15 protein-coding genes are annotated in these 15204 nt (G+C 65.2%); 5 read left to right on the top strand and 10 right to left on the bottom strand.

The window, feature by feature from the left end; all coding sequences use genetic code 11:
- Positions 1-266: 266 nt before the first annotated feature.
- Together acnA and B6V75_RS01030 are read left to right on the top strand one after the other, a co-directional pair.
- The gene (acnA, locus tag B6V75_RS01035; RefSeq protein WP_075775052.1) at positions 267-3017 is read left to right on the top strand and encodes an aconitate hydratase AcnA; all 2751 of its coding nucleotides are present in this window, start codon (positions 267-269) and stop codon (positions 3015-3017) included.
- A 298-nt stretch (positions 3018-3315) separates the two neighbouring features.
- A complete protein-coding gene (locus B6V75_RS01030; RefSeq protein ID WP_088718453.1) occupies positions 3316-3927 on the top strand; it encodes a thioredoxin family protein in 612 nt (203 codons plus the stop codon).
- A 63-nt stretch (positions 3928-3990) separates the two neighbouring features.
- On the opposite strand, the gene B6V75_RS01025 is transcribed toward B6V75_RS01030, so the two are convergent.
- Positions 3991-4197 (bottom strand): cold-shock protein, encoded by a 207-nt coding sequence (locus B6V75_RS01025; RefSeq protein ID WP_075775053.1) that lies wholly within the window; start codon positions 4195-4197, stop codon positions 3991-3993.
- Positions 4198-4524: 327 nt separating this feature from the next.
- On the opposite strand from B6V75_RS01025, the gene B6V75_RS01020 reads away from it, so the two are divergent.
- Entirely contained in the window at positions 4525-5343 is an 819-nt protein-coding gene (locus tag B6V75_RS01020; RefSeq protein ID WP_088718452.1) for an alpha/beta hydrolase, read from the top strand.
- 117 nt (positions 5344-5460) lie between these two features.
- A complete protein-coding gene (locus tag B6V75_RS01015; protein WP_088718451.1) occupies positions 5461-6045 on the top strand; it encodes a hypothetical protein in 585 nt (194 codons plus the stop codon).
- A 9-nt stretch (positions 6046-6054) separates the two neighbouring features.
- Here B6V75_RS01015 and B6V75_RS01010 read toward each other — a convergent pair whose 3' ends face one another.
- The 4 genes from B6V75_RS01010 to B6V75_RS00990 form a co-directional block, all read right to left on the bottom strand.
- Positions 6055-6846, bottom strand: coding sequence for a hypothetical protein (locus B6V75_RS01010; RefSeq protein WP_146735096.1), 792 nt, complete (start codon positions 6844-6846; stop codon positions 6055-6057).
- A 69-nt stretch (positions 6847-6915) separates the two neighbouring features.
- Complete coding sequence (locus B6V75_RS18400) at positions 6916-7668, bottom strand: protein tyrosine phosphatase family protein (RefSeq protein WP_146735095.1); 753 nt, start codon at positions 7666-7668, stop codon at positions 6916-6918.
- 41 nt (positions 7669-7709) lie between these two features.
- Positions 7710-8354 (bottom strand): DUF6691 family protein, encoded by a 645-nt coding sequence (locus tag B6V75_RS00995; RefSeq protein WP_088718449.1) that lies wholly within the window; start codon positions 8352-8354, stop codon positions 7710-7712.
- Complete coding sequence (locus tag B6V75_RS00990; RefSeq protein WP_088718448.1) at positions 8351-8866, bottom strand: YeeE/YedE thiosulfate transporter family protein; 516 nt, start codon at positions 8864-8866, stop codon at positions 8351-8353. Before B6V75_RS00990 ends, B6V75_RS00995 begins: the two co-directional genes overlap by 4 nt.
- Positions 8867-9020: 154 nt before the next feature.
- Between B6V75_RS00990 and B6V75_RS00985 the strand changes: the two genes are divergently transcribed.
- Entirely contained in the window at positions 9021-9899 is an 879-nt protein-coding gene (locus B6V75_RS00985) for a serine hydrolase domain-containing protein (protein ID WP_240496880.1), read from the top strand.
- A gap of 262 nt (positions 9900-10161) precedes the next feature.
- Here B6V75_RS00985 and B6V75_RS00980 read toward each other — a convergent pair whose 3' ends face one another.
- From B6V75_RS00980 to B6V75_RS00960, 5 genes are all read right to left on the bottom strand, one after another.
- Entirely contained in the window at positions 10162-11772 is a 1611-nt protein-coding gene (locus tag B6V75_RS00980) for an FMN-binding glutamate synthase family protein (protein WP_088718446.1), read from the bottom strand.
- Between the two features lie 81 nt (positions 11773-11853).
- On the bottom strand, positions 11854-12645 hold the full coding sequence (locus B6V75_RS00975) for a cobalamin-binding protein (protein WP_206198459.1): 792 nt from the start codon (positions 12643-12645) through the stop codon (positions 11854-11856).
- Entirely contained in the window at positions 12645-13391 is a 747-nt protein-coding gene (locus B6V75_RS00970) for an ABC transporter ATP-binding protein (RefSeq protein WP_088718444.1), read from the bottom strand. Before B6V75_RS00970 ends, B6V75_RS00975 begins: the two co-directional genes overlap by 1 nt.
- Positions 13391-14374, bottom strand: a complete 984-nt coding sequence (locus B6V75_RS00965) for an iron ABC transporter permease (protein ID WP_088718443.1) — start codon at positions 14372-14374, stop codon at positions 13391-13393. The genes B6V75_RS00970 and B6V75_RS00965 overlap by 1 nt, the downstream gene beginning before the upstream one ends.
- Positions 14371-15120, bottom strand: coding sequence for an ABC transporter substrate-binding protein (locus B6V75_RS00960; RefSeq protein ID WP_168174419.1), 750 nt, complete (start codon positions 15118-15120; stop codon positions 14371-14373). The genes B6V75_RS00965 and B6V75_RS00960 overlap by 4 nt, the downstream gene beginning before the upstream one ends.
- Positions 15121-15204: the final 84 nt, after the last annotated feature.

Below are 15204 nucleotides of genomic sequence, written 5' to 3'. Positions count from 1 at the left end.
AATTCGCCGTCTTTATACTTAGCGTTTCTGCTCTGGCCATGCCTAATCAATGTTTTGAGAGTTTTCTTTCTGTCCGAACGCGCAAAACGATATAAATCAAACGTATCCGGCTCGGGATTGGATCAAAGTGACGCGAGGTCGCCTGAGAGGCCGCTTTTGTGTGCAACGGTATACAAAAAATGGTCCGACCCTCTTGAACGGATCGCGCGCTTGGGGCAAACACACGCCAGCGACACCCTTAGGACCCTTGAAGGGAGGCCATTCTCATGCCCATCGTTACCGGTAAGGATACCGCGAAGACCCGCCGCGAACTCAGCGTCGGCTCGAAGACCTATGCTTATTACTCGATCCCCGCCGCCACCGAGGCTGGCCTGGGTGATTTCTCGAAGCTGCCCGCCTCGCTGAAGGTGGTTCTGGAGAACCTTCTGCGGTTCGAAGATAACGGCTTCACGATCTCGACCGACGACATCAAGGCCTTCGGCGAATGGGCCGAGAAGGGCGGCAAAAACCCGCGCGAGATCGCCTACCGCCCCGCCCGCGTGCTGATGCAGGACTTCACCGGCGTTCCCGCCGTGGTCGACCTCGCCGCGATGCGTGATGGCATCAAGGGTCTGGGTGGCGACGCGCAGAAGATCAACCCGCTCGTGCCCGTCGACCTCGTGATCGACCACTCGGTCATGATCGACGAGTTCGGCAACCCGCGCGCGTTCCAGATGAACGTTGACCGCGAATACGAGCGCAACATCGAGCGCTACAAGTTCCTCAAGTGGGGCCAGACCGCGTTCGAGAACTTCCGCGTGGTTCCGCCGGGCACCGGCATCTGCCACCAGGTGAACCTCGAATACCTCGCCCAGACCGTCTGGACCGACAAGGATCAGGACGGCACCGAAGTCGCCTATCCCGACACGCTCGTGGGCACCGACAGCCACACCACCATGGTCAACGGCGCGGCCGTTCTCGGCTGGGGCGTGGGCGGTATCGAAGCTGAAGCCGGCATGCTCGGCCAGCCGATCTCGATGCTGATCCCGGAAGTCGTGGGCTTCAAGCTGACCGGCGCGATGGTCGAAGGCACCACCGGCACCGACCTCGTGCTGAAAGTCGTCGAGATGCTTCGCGCCCATGGCGTGGTCGGCAAGTTCGTCGAATTCTACGGCGACGGCCTCGACCACCTGCCGCTGGCGCAGCGCGCGACCATCGCCAACATGGCCCCCGAATACGGCGCGACCTGCGGCTTCTTCCCGGTCGATGACGAAACCCTGCGCTATCTCGAGCAGACGGGCCGCGACAAGGACCGCATCGCGCTGGTCGAAGCCTATGCCAAGGAAAACGGCATGTGGCGCGACGCGGATTACGCGCCGATCTACTCCTCGACGCTCGAGCTGGACATGAACACCATCGTTCCGGCGATCTCGGGCCCGAAGCGTCCGCAGGACTATGTCGCGCTGACCAAGGCGGCCGACGCCTTCGAGAACGTCGTGGCCGATTATCGCGGCATCGACATCTCGGAAGACGCCAAGGACATGGCCGACGAAGGCCCGGCCGCGACCAAGTCGGTCTCGATCGGCAAGACCGCCAAGGTCGAAGGCGAGGATTACGAGCTGCGCGACGGCTCGGTGGTGATCGCCTCGATCACGTCCTGCACCAACACCTCGAACCCCTACGTGCTGATCGGCGCGGGCCTCGTGGCGCGGAAAGCGCGTGAACTGGGCCTCAACCGCAAGCCCTGGGTGAAGACCTCGCTGGCACCTGGCTCGCAGGTCGTGTCGGAATACCTCGAAGCCGCTGGCCTTCAGGAAGACCTCGACGCGGTTGGCTTCAACCTCGTGGGTTACGGCTGCACCACCTGTATCGGTAACTCGGGTCCGCTCCAGCCGGAAATCTCGAAGGCGATCAACGACAACGACCTGATCGCGACCTCGGTGCTCTCGGGCAACCGGAACTTCGAAGGCCGGATTTCGCCTGACGTGCGCGCCAACTACCTCGCCTCCCCGCCCCTCGTGGTGGCCTACGCGCTGGCTGGCGACATGAACATCGACCTGTCGAGCGAGCCGATCGCCCAGACGCCGGATGGCAAGGACGTCTACCTGAAAGACATCTGGCCGACCGACAAGGAGATCGCCGATCTCGTCGAGAAGGTCGTCACCCGCGAGAAGTTCCAGTCGAAATACGCCGACGTCTTCAAGGGCGACGAGAAGTGGCAGGCTGTGGAAGTCGAAGGCGGCGAAACCTATGACTGGCCCGCCAGCTCGACCTACATCCAGAACCCGCCCTACTTCAAAGGCATGTCGCCGGAAGCAGGCACGATCTCGAACATCAAGGGCGCGGGCATCCTCGCCGTGCTGGGCGATTTCGTGACCACCGACCACATCTCGCCGGCGGGTTCGTTCAAGCCCGACACCCCGGCCGGGAAATACCTGGTCGAGCGTCAGGTCGCGCCGAAGGACTTCAACAGCTACGGTTCGCGCCGTGGCAACCACGAAGTCATGATGCGCGGCACCTTCGCCAACATCCGCATCAAGAACGAGATGCTGGACGGCGTCGAGGGCGGCTTCACCAAGGGCCCCGACGGCGAGCAGACCACGATCTTCGACGCGGCGATGGCCTATGAGAAAGCCGGCAAGCCGCTGGTGATCTTCGGTGGCGAGCAATATGGCGCAGGCTCCTCGCGCGACTGGGCGGCGAAGGGCACCAACCTGCTCGGCGTCAAGGCCGTGATCGCGGAGAGCTTCGAGCGTATCCACCGCTCCAACCTCGTCGGCTTCGGCGTGATCCCCTTCGAGTTCACCGAAGGCCAGACCCGCAAGGATCTGAACCTGACCGGTGAAGAAGAGGTCTCGATCGAAGGTCTGGAAGGCGAAATCAAGCCGCAGTCGATCGTGCCCTGCACCATCACCTACAAGGACGGCACCACCAAGGAGATCAAGCTCAAAAGCCGGATCGATACCGCGGTGGAGATCGAATACCTCAAGAACGGCGGCGTGCTGCACTACGTGCTGCGCAACCTCGCCAAAGCCTGAGGCTGACGGTCACAGAATTGGAGAAGGCCCCGCGAGCGCGGGGCCTTTTTCGTTCGGGAGGAGCGATCCGACTTTCGCCCGGGCGGCCAGCCCGGGCCGCGCCCGACCTCCCCCCCCCGGGAGGTCGCGACTGCACTGCACCACTGAGACTAGGCCGTCGGGGTGATGGAGAAATAAAGTTCCCCCGCCCACATCTCACGGGCGCCCACCCGAGGTCGGGCGCGGCCCTCAGCGCGCGATTCCCGCCATTCGCCCGGTCTGTGCTATACTCGGCCTCTCACGAAGGGAGGACGACGCGATGAACAGACGCGAGATGTTGGCCCTGACAGTCGGAGCGATGACGGCGGGAGGCGCGTTGGGAGGCTCGCGGCCCGCGAGGGCGGAGGCGGTGATGGGCGATGGCGGGCTCTACCGGCAGCCCTTCTTCCACGAAGGGTTCCTCGATCTGGGAGAGGATCTTCAGGAGGCTGCGGATCAGGGCAAGGGGCTGATGGTGCTCTTCGAGCAGCGCGGCTGTCCCTATTGCCGCGAGATGCATCTGGTGAATTTCGCCAAGCCAGAGATTACCGGGCTGATCGAGAAGAGCTATCTGGTGGTGCAGCTCGATCTCTGGGGCGCGCGCGAGGTCACCGATTTCGACGGCGAGGCCTTGGAGGAGCGCGCGCTGGCGCAGAAATGGGCGGTGAACTTCACGCCGACGCAGGTGCTGATCCCCGCCGCGAATGCGGGCGCGCAGAGCCTGCGCGAAGCCGAGGCATTCAGAATGCCGGGCTATTTCAAGCCCTTCCATCATCTGGCGGGACTCGAATACGTGGCCAGCGGCGCCTATGCCGACCAGCCGTTCCAGCGCTTCCTGCAGGACAAGTTCTCTGAACTCAGCGCTAAGGGCATCGACCCGGACGTCTGGTAAGGCCCAAATGAAAACGGCCCGCGCGATTGCACGGGCCGTCTCAAACCGTCACACGGGCTCAGCTTACGCGAGCGCGAGGTTACCTGCCGACTGGCGGCCGTCACGGCCGGTTTCCAGATCGTAGGTCACTTTCTGACCGTCATCGAGACGCTGGATGCCAGCGCGCTCAACGGCGGAGATGTGAAGGAAGATGTCCTTGCCGCCATCGTTCGGTGCGATGAAGCCATAACCCTTGGTGCTATTGAACCATTTCACGGTGCCTTCGGCCATCGTGAGTCTCCTATTAAATTATGCTGCCTGCGAAATGCGTCAGCTCGGCGTAGTCAGTTCTTGAAAGCAAACTGAAGCCGTAAGGAGACAGTGCATCTGGGAATCAAACGTAGCGAGAGAAGACATAAGGCGAACGGGCGAAAATTGCAATCGTCAAAGCGGGCGCGCCTCCTTGCGCACCCAATATCTTCGACGGCGACGCGCGGCTTCTCGCCGACGCCGGTCCGGGCGAGAAATCGAAGAGATTTTGGACCTTTGCCAAGGCGCCCGCGTTACTCCCTAGCGAACACAGAGATCTTCAGTCGCTGAAGACCCAGGAGGACCCCCATGACAGCAGCTCCGCTTGGCCCCGGCCAACTCAACGCAATCGACCATGGCGGCTCGGGTCGGCCCGTGGTCCTGATCCACGGCTGGCCGCTCTCGGGCAAGGCGTGGGAACGGCAGGTCCCGGCCCTGCTCGACGCCGGCCACCGCGTCATCACCTATGACCGCCGAGGCTTCGGTCTGGCGGAAAAACCCACTGAGGGCTTCGATTACGACACGCTCGCCGCCGATCTCGATGCCCTCATCACGGCGATGGATCTGCATGACGTGACACTGGTGGGCTTCTCGATGGGCGGCGGCGAGGTCGCGCGCTACATCCGCAATCACGGCGAAGGCAGGCTGCGCGCCGCTGTGTTCGCCTCCGCCGTGACTCCCTATCTGATGCAGAGTGACGACAACCCCGACGGCCCGCTGACCAAGGAGGCCGCCGAGGAGATGGAGCAGGGCCTGCGTGATGGGCGCGAGAGCTTCTTCCCGCAATTCGTAGAGACTTTCTACAGCGCCGGCGGCGAGCTCAAGGCCTCGGACGAGGATTGCGAAAAGGCGGTAACGCTGTGCAACCAGTCCGACCAGAGCGCGGCGCTCGGCTGCATGGAAGCGTTCGGCACGACCGATTTCCGCGCCGACCTGGAGGCCGTGCGGGTGCCGGTTCTGGTGATTCACGGCGACAGCGACGAGATCGTTCCGCTCGAAGGCTCGGCCGCGCGGACCTACAAGGCGATCCCCGACAGCCAGTTCTTCACGATCAAGGGCGCGCCGCATGGCTGCAACGTCACCCATTCGGAAGAGTTCAACATCGCGCTGATGGAGTTCCTGAAGTAACGCACCCCGGGCTTCGGCCTTCTATCAGTCCGGCCCGCGATCCCTTGCGGGCCGGGTTTCTATTGTCTAAAATGTTCATGTTTTGTTTTCACCACCCCTCTCTGTCGCTGCGACCCGATGACCACGCCCCACCCTTTCCCCCTGCGCGAAGGCCGCACCCATGAGGTCTGCGGCATGGGCACCACGAGCTTCGCCTGCGCGGTCTGCGCCAGCACCACGGGGCCGATCCTCTGGGTGAACGAACGCCATCGCCGCGAAGGGCTCAATCCGCGCGGTCTGGTGAGCTTCTTCGACCCGGCGCGGCTTCTGCTGGCGCGCGGCAAGGACCAGACCGACACGCTCGCGGTGATGGAAGAGGCGCTGCGCGACGGCTCGGTGCCGCTTGTGATCGGGGAATTGCCGCGCGAGATCGGGCTGACGGCGGGGCGGCGGCTGCAACTGGCCGCCAAGGAGGGCCGCGCGACGGGGCTGTGCCTGATCCTGCCCGATGGCGGCTCGAACGCGGCGGAGACGCGCTGGCACGCGATGCCGATCTACGACAAGCTGCTGCGCGAGGGCGTGGACTCGCCGCGTCTGCGCTGGCGGCAGCTGAAGAACAAATCCGGCCCCTGCCGCGCCTGGGAGGTGGAGTGGAACGCGAAGACCCGCACGCCCGAGATCCTGTCGGTCAATGACTGCGCACCGTCGAGCGTACCGGTGTAGCCCTATGCCTCAGAGGTCGAGCTTGTCCTCGATCGCGCCGATCTGGGCGACCGGATCGACGGGCCACTGGCTGATATTCTGCAAGCCGCGATCTTCCAGCACCTCGCTTCCCGGATGATCTGCCAGCCATGCCTCGATCTGTGCATCGCGTGCGCGCAGAAGAGCTGCGAATTGCGGACGATAGAGCGTGACCATCGCGCTCAGCCAAAGGTTCACCGCCCAGTTCGGATGCGCCAGTTCGATCGCGAAATGATCGAGCAGCCGGATCATGTCTTCGGCGCGATAGAGGCATTCGTCCGTCACCCAGCGATTGGTGGTGAAAATGCGGATCGCCCGGCCCTTCGCATCCACGCTGATCGCGCCGATATGGACGAAGCGCGCGGACCTGTCCTCGGGGATTTTCGCACCGGGCAGATCCCACGGCTCCAACTCCGGAATGATCCCTTCGGGGCGCATGAACAGGTGGAAATGCCCGTTCTCTTCCTCGGCCATCTCGCGCGCGTCATGGGCATGGTAGAAATAGTGGCAATGCGTCTCGGTATCGAAGACATCGCCCTGCGGGTAGCGCGACCAGACAAGGAAATCCCCCTGCCCGCGCAGCACTTCCGAGACGACGCTCATTCCCGATTTCGCCAGCACCGTCTCGCATTCGAGAACGGTCTCGGCCGCGTCATGCATCTCTTCCAGTCGGGCACGAGGCAGCCCCTCGATCCCCGGATCGGCGATGCGCAGCGTGGGCGCTGGCGTCGCCGGGTTGGCACTGTCGGGTGACATCTCGGAGGATGTTTCGGGTCGAGTCATCGGTCTCTCCTCATGCGAACGGGGCCAGCCTAGGCGCTGACCCCGTCCTTGTCATCGCGGCATCTGCGCTCAGAGCGGCTCCATGCCGAGCATCTCACGCACAGCCGGTTCACGCGAGGTCTTCAGACCAATCTGGCGGCCTTCCTGCACGGCGATCTCGTTCGGAACGCCTTTCGAGGCACGGTAGAGCGCCCACATCGCGCCCACCCGGTTCGCGCTCTCGCAATGCAGCAGGATCGGGTAGTTCGCCGGGTCTTCGACGATCTTCGCGAATTCGGCGACCTGTTCCTCGGTCGGCGCCTTGGTCGGCACGGAGATCTGGATATAGTTCATCCCGGCCCTCTGCACGAGATCGCCTTCGTTCGGCGCGCCCTCGTCAGGCTTGAGCAGACTCACGACGGTCTTGAAGCCGAGCATTTTAAGCATCGGGATGCCCGTCGGGTCGATGAAGCCACCGGTGCCGACATAGGGCGTCGCGCGCAGGTAGTTGTCGACGATCGGGGGCATCTTGTCGCCATAGGGCGCCTGCGTGGCCTTGACGGTAGTGTCATAGGGCCCGCTGGCCATCGGTGCCGCGTCGTTGCCCGCATCCGCAGCCTTTGCCGCCGAGGGCGCGCAGGGGTTCGCCGCGGCGGGCGCGCAGGGGTTGGCCGCCGCCGGAGCGCAAGGGTTGGCCGGAGCGCAGGGGTTCGCGACCGCCGGCGCACAGGGGTTGGTCGCCTGCGCGCTGGAGGTGGCGGGAACCGCGGCGCTCATCGCGACCGCCGTCACCGGCACCATCGCGGCGCGCAACAGGCTCTTGCGTTTCTTGTGCAGTTTCATGGACTTTGTCCTCCCTAGGCTATCGTCCGTGTTAATACTGGTTACCCACGCGCGTTTGCTGATGTCAGGGCGAACTCGTCGGCCTCGTCATCCGGGGCGCATACCTCTTCGGCGGTGAACGGACCGCCACGCGACCGCTCGAGGATCGTGCCGAGGCGGAAGCCCACAGCGGCGATGATGATCAGCGCCAGCAGGATCACCCATTCCGGCAGCCCGAAGAGCTGCGGCAGGGTCTGCGCCGTCGGCCCCTGACCTGCGAGGTAGAAATCCTTGATCGGGTCGAACACCCAGGCGAAGACCGAGGTGCCGAGCACCATGCCGATCGCGAAGACCACCGCGTCGATCCGGCCCGAGGCCACACCGACCACGGAGGTGCCCGGGCAGTAGCCGCCCACAGCAAATCCCGCGCCGATGAAGACACCGCCCAGCAGGATCGCCCAGAAGAAGAGCGTCGGGATGAAGACCGCGGCCGGGCCCATCCAGCCCATCGTCCGCAGCACGTAGAGCCCCACGGCGCAGACGATCACCGCGGTGAACATCACCTTGAAGACCGAGAAGTCGCGCAGCGTGAACTGCCCCGTCAGCTTGCGCGGAGAGCCGAAGCCCGCAGCTTCCAGCGCATAGCCGAACAGGATGCCCGACAGGAGCCCCGAGGCTATGCCGCTATCGTAAAGAGGGATACTCATTGCCAGATCCTCCGCATCATCATCGAGACGGCGAAGCCCGCCGCGAAGAAGCCGATCAGGAAGACGAAGCCCGCCACGGCGAGCGTCGCGCTGCCCGACAGACCCAGACCCGAGGTGCAGCCGCGCGCCAGACGCGCGCCGAAGCCCACCAGCGCGCCGCCCAGCAGCGCATAGACGAGGCGATTGCCGGAACTGGTGCGCGGCCCGCGCTCCACCTTGACCGAGATCCGGCCCGCGCCTTTCGCGCCGAGCCACGCCCCGATCAGGACGCCCACCACTTCCCAGGTGATCCAGCTCAGAAGCGGGCTGCCTGCCGCCATGAAAGGACCGAAATAGGAATTGCTGGCGGTCGCCTGCGGGGCGATCCAGTCATTGGCCTGCGCCGCGAAGCGGGTCACGAAGCCGGATGCGCCGAGCCCGTGCCCGGTCACGATGAAGGTCAACAGCAACGCGAGGCCGAGCGCAGTGCCGGCGGCGAGCGGTGACCAGAATGGTTTTGGAGCGTCTCTCATGAAAACCTCCGATCCTCCCATAATCATATTCAAAGATGATGATACAACACACCCGAACCGTTTCAACATTTTTAACCGCTGCAAGGCGGCAAATGACATATTGTCGGAAGGCACCCTACCCGCCCGCCAGAGAAAACCACCGAAAGCCAAAGCCTTGCCCCAATCCCCCGCCTCCTTCACCGCGACGATTGATCGCGACGGTCGCTGCGAATTGGCGCGGTCGGGGGGGCGGCTTTTTCCCTATTGGAGCTTCACCAAACCGGTGATTGCGGCTCTGGCGCTGATGCTCGAGGCCGAGGGGTGGCTCGACCTGCGCGCGCCGCTCGACCTGCCGGAGCTGCCCGGTCGCATCACCCTCGCCCGTCTGCTCGACCACAGCGCGGGCCTGCCCGATTACGGCACCCTGCCCGACTATCACGCCGATGTCGCCGCCGGACGCGCACCGTGGCCACGCGATCTGCTGGTGGCACGGGTTTTGGCGCAGCACTCGCGCGACGAGTGGCGCTATTCCAACCTCGGTTACATGCTCGCCCGCGAGGCGATCGAACGGGCAGCGTGCCGGAGCCTCGCGGAGCTGGTACGAGACCGGATCGCTGGACCGTTGGGGCTTGAAAGCGTGCGGCTCGCGGAGGCGCCTGCCGATTTCGCAGAACTTCACTGGCCCGAGGCGCGCGACTACCATCCCGGCTGGGTCTATCACCGCACGCTGATCGGCACGGCGGGCGATGCGGCGCGGCTGTTGCGCGGGCTGAGCGATCTGCTCTCGCAAGACGCATTCGCCCGCATGACCGCCTGTCGCGAGCTGGGCGGCGCGCTGCCGGAGCGACCTTGGACGCGGCATGGCTACGGGCTGGGGCTGATGTGCGGCGACTGGGGCGAGACGCGCGTTTTCGGCCATTCCGGCGCGGGGCCGTTCAGCGCCAACGCGGTCTATCACTGCCCCGAGACAGGCCGCACCGTCGCCGCCTTCACGCATGGCCCCTTCGAGGGGCCGGCGGAGATCGCAGTGGCAAAGCTCGTGGTGGGGCGGTGAGGGCTGCGCCCGACCCTGGGTGGGCGCATGCGCTCCCTAGGTGGATTTCCGTTTATCGCTCCACCTCTCCCTAACTTGCGTTCGCGCGGCTCCGGTGCAGATGCGCCCTCCCGGAGGGAGGGTTGGGCGCAGCCCGGGCTGACCGCCCGGGCGAAGGCACGGTTTCAGACGCGTCCGAAGCCTCCGGCGCATACCTTCGTCGCCAAAAAGAAAGGCGGCAACCTCCGTCGCCGCCTCTCCCAAGATACCGGGAAATCTGATCTCACACGCCGCTGTCGAAGGGCTCGAACGCCTCGGCGCGGGCACGCTTCCAGCGCTTGAGATAGCCGAAGCGGTCGTCATCCTCGCGCAAAAGGAACCCTTCGGGCATGTAGTGATAGATCTCGTCGCCCACTTTGAAATCCCGCTCGCGGTCGCGCACCAGCAGGTGATGCGGCAGGAACTGGCCCGGATGGGTGAGGCCCGCAGCCCCCGTCATTTCGGCCAGCGCCTTCATCGTGTTGCGGTGGAAATTGGCCACGCGGGTCGCCTTGTCCGGCACCACCAGCGCGCGCTGACGGATCGGATCCTGCGTGGTGACGCCGGTCGGGCAGCGGTTGGTGTGGCACGACTGCGCCTGAATGCAGCCGATCGAGAACATGAAACCGCGCGCCGAATTCGCCCAATCCGCGCCGATCGCGAGAACCTTGGCGATGTGGAACGCGGTGACGACCTTGCCCGAGGCCCCGATCTTCACCTGATCGCGCAGCCCCGCACCGCGCAGCGTGTTGTGCACGAAGCTGAGCCCTTCCACGAGCGGGAAGCCCATGTGGTTGGCGAATTCCAAAGGCGCGGCACCGGTGCCGCCTTCCTTGCCGTCGACGACGATGAAATCGGGCGTGATACCGGTCTCGAGCATCGCCTTGACGATGCACATGAACTCGCGGCGATGCCCGACGCAGAGCTTGAAACCCACTGGCTTGCCGCCCGACAGTTCGCGCAGTTCGCCAATGAATTCCATCATCTCGATCGGCGTCGAGAAGGCCGAATGCGAGGCGGGCGAGATGCAGTCGCGATCCATCGGGATGTCGCGTGCCTCGGCGATCTCGGGGGTGATCTTTGCGGCCGGGAGCATGCCGCCGTGGCCCGGCTTCGCACCCTGGCTCAGCTTCAGCTCGATCATCTTGACCTGCGGGTCCTGCGCGCGCTTGGCGAATTTCTCGGGGTTGAAGCTGCCATCGTGATTGCGGCAGCCGAAATAGCCCGAACCCACCTCGAAGATCAGATCGCCGCCCTCGCGGTGATAGCGCGAGATACCGCCCTCACCGGTGTCATGCGCGAAGCCGCCCATCTTCGCGCCTCTGTTGAGCGCCATGATCGCGTTCGCCGAGAGCGCTCCGAAGGACATCGCCGAAATATTGTAGATCGACGCCTTGTAGGGCTGTTTGCAGGTCTCGCCGCCGATCTCGACGCGGAAATCGCTATCCTCGATGTGGCGCGGCTTCACCGAATGGGTGATCCACTGATAGCCCGATTCCGAGACACGCATCCGCGTACCGAAGGGCTTGGCGTCCTCGATATCCTTGGCCCGCTGGTAGACGATCGTGCGGGTGGCACGCGAGAACGGCACCTCCTCGTCGTCGCCTTCGATCAGGTATTGCCGGATCTCGGGGCGGATCTCCTCGAAGAAGAAGCGCAGATGGCCGAGGATCGGATAGTTCCGGGTGATGGCGTGGCGGCCCTGGATCAGGTCGTAGATGCCGACCAGCGTCAGGAAACCGAAAAGGATCGCGGCGACCAGGAACCAATCTGTCAGGATCAAGCCGGAAAGCGCGAAGAGCGTCAGCAGGGCTGACAGGACGAGCGGAGAAAACCGTATGAAACGCGTGAACATGCCCCCTCCCGCGGGGTTTTTTGTCTTGTGTTCGCTTTGCCCGCCCACTCTAGCGTGCGCGGGTTCTATGTCGAAGAACAATTACGCCCGCAACCCCGGATCGGACCAGATAGCCGCCTCGAGCGTATCTAGGCCGTCGGTCAGCGCGGCGGGGCCCGGTTGCAGAATGAGGGTCGATTTGACCTCGTGCAGCCGGTTTCGCGCAACAGCCGGAACGTCCTGCCAGCCTGGCCTTGCGGAAACTTTCTCGGGGCGGAATTTCTTGCCGCACCAGGAGCCCACGATGACCTCGGGCGCGGCTGCGATCACTTGTTCGGGAGCGACGATGCGATCCTTGGCTTTGCCCTCTTTCGCCAGCTCGGCGAAGACATCGCGACCACCCGCGATCTCGATCAGCTCCGACACCCAGCCGACGGCAGAGATCAGCGGCTCGTTCCATTCCTCGAACCAGACGCGCGGACGGCTCGGGCGCGGCTTTGCGGCGATCTCCGCCAGACGCGTCTCGTAGCCTGCGGCCAACAGTTCCGCCCGCTCGGTGCAGCCCACCAGCGCGCCCACCGTGCAGATCATGTCGAGGATGCCGGCGACCGAGCGCTGGTTGAACGCGTGCACGGCCACGCCCTCGCGCACCAGCCCCGCGACGATGTCGGCCTGAAGGTCCGAGAACGTCAGGACGAGGTCCGGCTCCAGCGCAAGGATCTTCGGTAAATCGGCGGAGATGAAAGCGGAGACGCGCGGCTTTTCCTGCCGTACCCGTTTGGGCCGCACCGCGTAGCCCGAGACGCCGACGATGCGCGCGTCCTCGCCCAGAAGGTAGAGCGTCTCGACCGTTTCCTCGGTCAGGCAGACGATGCGTTCAGGAGGAAATGCCATCAGATCCCCAATGTGGAAAGTGGTTGAAAAACCGGGCCTTCCGACGTGATTTTAAAGTGCGCGCGGATGTGAAAGACCTGCGCCAGAAGCGTCTCGGTCAGGACCTCGCCGGGCGGTCCATCCGCCACAAGCCGCCCGCGATCCATCACCCAAAGCCGGGTGCAATGGCGCGCGGCCAGCCCCAGATCATGCAGTGAGGTGACGACGGCGCCGCCCGCCTGCGCGTGGGCGCTGAAGACCTGCATCGTCGCGATCTGCGCCGCCGGATCGAGCCCGGCAATGGGCTCGTCTGCGAGGATCAGCGGGCTTTCCTGCGCGAGCGCCCGGGCGATCAGCACCCGCGCCTGCTCGCCGCCCGAAAGCTGCGTGGCGGCGCGGTCTCGGTAAGTGTCGAGCCCCATCCGGCGCAGCGCTTCTTCCACCGCCGCCGCCCCGCGCGTCGCGTGATCGCGGCCATGCGGCAACCGCCCCAGCGCGACAAGATCGGCAACCGACAGCCCCCAGGCGATTTCGCGCGCCTGCGGCAGCCACGCCGCCGCCCGCGCCCGCGCCATCGGATCGAGCGCCGACAGCGAGCTGTCCCCGCGATGCGACAAGAGCCCCATCGCACCGCGCAGCAGCGAGGTCTTGCCCGCGCCGTTGGGCCCGATCAGCCCGATCAGCTCGCCCGGCGCGACCTGCGCCGAGACGTGATCGACGACCGGGCATTCGCCCCGCAGAACGATCAGGTTTTCCAGCTTCAGCATCAGCCCTCGCGCCCCATCTTGCGGATCATCGACAGGAAGAACGGCGCGCCGACCAGCGCGGTCAGCACCCCCAGTTTCAGGTCGCGCTCAGGCGCGATCACCCGCGTCGCGATATCGGCCAGCGTCAGCATCGCCGCCCCGCCAAGCGCCGAAGCCGGAAGCAGCCGTGAGGGCCGCGCGCCCACGGATTTGCGCAGCAGATGCGGCACGACGAGGCCGACGAAGCCGATCGCACCCGCGACCGCCGTGGCCGCACCGACCATGAGCGCGGTCCCGAAGACGACCTGAAGCCTCAGTTTTTTCAAAGAGATACCAAGCGAAGCTGCAGCATCCTCCCCAAGGCTCAGCGCATCCAGCCCGGCCCCTGCGCGCAGCAGGATCAAAGCGCCCACGATCAGGAACGGCAGTGCCAGGGCGACATGGGTCATCGACCGATCGGCAAGCGAGCCCATCATCCAGAACACGATCTCGGCCGCGGCATAGGGCGACGGAGCGAGGTTCAGCACCAGCGCGGTCGCCGCCGCCGCCAGCGCGGAGACGGCGATGCCTGCAAGGATCAGCACCAACGCCCGGCCCTCGCGCCCGGCAAGGATCAAGATCAGCGCGACGGCCACGCCCGCGCCCGCCAGCGCGGCGAGCGGCAGGGCCAGGGCGAAGAGCGCGTAGAGCCCGGTCTGGATCGCGATGACCGCGCCAAGCGCCGCCCCTGCAGAGGTGCCGATCAGCCCAGGCTCGGCAAGCGGGTTGCGCAGGAAGCCCTGCATCGCGGCGCCAGACAGCCCCAGCGCGGCGCCAACGCCGATACCGAGGATCGCGCGCGGCAGGCGCAATTCGCGCATCACCAAGCCCGCCGCGCCATCGCCGGAAATGAGCGCGGATATCCCGTCGAGCGGCGAAATCCCCGACGGTCCGATCAGCAGCGACGCTGCGAAAAGCACCGCGCAGAAGGCTGAGAGGAGAATGAGGATCGCGCGATAACTCATTGCGTCAACTTCTCTTTCTCGATCTTGCGCCCAAGCGTCGCCAGTTGCCCTACCGCATTCAGCATCGCCGGTGCGCCGCAGGTCCAGCTCGCATCGCGCAGGCCCCGCACGACCGGAAGATCGCGCAGCACCGGGTGCGCCAGCACCTCCTGCGCGCGGCTCGTGCCGGTGCCGCCTTGCGAGCCCCCCACGACCACCAGATCGGGGCGATCCATCACCAGATCCTCCAGAGGCAACCGCCCGCCCCAGTCGAGCCCCGGCCCGCTGACGACGTTCTGAAATCCTGCCATTTCAAGGATTTGCCCTTCAAGGGTTCGCGGCCCGTAGCCATAGCCCGAGGGCCCGATGATCGCAGCTTTCAGCCCCGGCGCGGGTGTCTGGATCGCCGCCAGCCGCGCATCGAAATCCGCGAGCATCTTCGCCGCGCGACCGGGATGGCCAAGAAGCTTCCCCATCGTCTCGATCCGGCCGCGGATCTCGGGCAGCGAGGTGCCGGGCGGCAGTTGCTCGACCCGGATCCCGAGTGTGCGCAACATGCGGATCGTGTCGGGGTTCGACCAGGTATCGGCCAGCACGAGATCGGGATGGAGAATGGAGATTTCCTCGGCGCGCCCGAAGTTTACGGGAACGTCTTCAGCCTGTTTCCAGTGCACCGACATCGACGGGTCGGTCGCGAAATGGCTGACCGAGACGATCTGCGACGGATCGGCCAGCGCCAGCGCCAGCTGATCGGTGCAGAGGTTCATGGAGACGACCCGCCGCGGCACATCTCCCGCAGGCTCTTCCGCCCATGCGGAGGAGGTCGCCGCCAGGGCGGCGAAAAGGGCGGC

It is taken from the genome of Thioclava sp. F1Mire-8 (genome assembly GCF_002213165.1).
Classification (GTDB): Bacteria; Pseudomonadota; Alphaproteobacteria; order Rhodobacterales; family Rhodobacteraceae; genus Thioclava; species Thioclava nitratireducens.
This window is presented reverse-complemented; position numbering and strand designations above follow the sequence as displayed.

Excerpts from the sequence above, each read along its gene's own strand:
- acnA (WP_075775052.1), top strand. The coding sequence starts at position 267 with ATGCCCATCGTTACCGGTAAGGATACCGCGAAGACCCGCCGCGAACTC.
- B6V75_RS01030 (WP_088718453.1), top strand. The coding sequence starts at position 3,316 with ATGAACAGACGCGAGATGTTGGCCCTGACAGTCGGAGCGATGACGGCG.
- B6V75_RS01025 (WP_075775053.1), bottom strand. The coding sequence starts at position 4,197 with ATGGCCGAAGGCACCGTGAAATGGTTCAATAGCACCAAGGGTTATGGC.
- B6V75_RS01020 (WP_088718452.1), top strand. The coding sequence starts at position 4,525 with ATGACAGCAGCTCCGCTTGGCCCCGGCCAACTCAACGCAATCGACCAT.
- B6V75_RS01015 (WP_088718451.1), top strand. The coding sequence starts at position 5,461 with ATGACCACGCCCCACCCTTTCCCCCTGCGCGAAGGCCGCACCCATGAG.
- B6V75_RS01010 (WP_146735096.1), bottom strand. The coding sequence starts at position 6,846 with ATGACTCGACCCGAAACATCCTCCGAGATGTCACCCGACAGTGCCAAC.
- B6V75_RS18400 (WP_146735095.1), bottom strand. The coding sequence starts at position 7,668 with ATGAAACTGCACAAGAAACGCAAGAGCCTGTTGCGCGCCGCGATGGTG.
- B6V75_RS00995 (WP_088718449.1), bottom strand. The coding sequence starts at position 8,354 with ATGAGTATCCCTCTTTACGATAGCGGCATAGCCTCGGGGCTCCTGTCG.
- B6V75_RS00990 (WP_088718448.1), bottom strand. The coding sequence starts at position 8,866 with ATGAGAGACGCTCCAAAACCATTCTGGTCACCGCTCGCCGCCGGCACT.
- B6V75_RS00980 (WP_088718446.1), bottom strand. The coding sequence starts at position 11,772 with ATGTTCACGCGTTTCATACGGTTTTCTCCGCTCGTCCTGTCAGCCCTG.
- B6V75_RS00975 (WP_206198459.1), bottom strand. The coding sequence starts at position 12,645 with ATGGCATTTCCTCCTGAACGCATCGTCTGCCTGACCGAGGAAACGGTC.
- B6V75_RS00970 (WP_088718444.1), bottom strand. The coding sequence starts at position 13,391 with ATGCTGAAGCTGGAAAACCTGATCGTTCTGCGGGGCGAATGCCCGGTC.
- B6V75_RS00965 (WP_088718443.1), bottom strand. The coding sequence starts at position 14,374 with ATGAGTTATCGCGCGATCCTCATTCTCCTCTCAGCCTTCTGCGCGGTG.
- B6V75_RS00960 (WP_168174419.1), bottom strand. The coding sequence starts at position 15,120 with ATGAACCTCTGCACCGATCAGCTGGCGCTGGCGCTGGCCGATCCGTCG.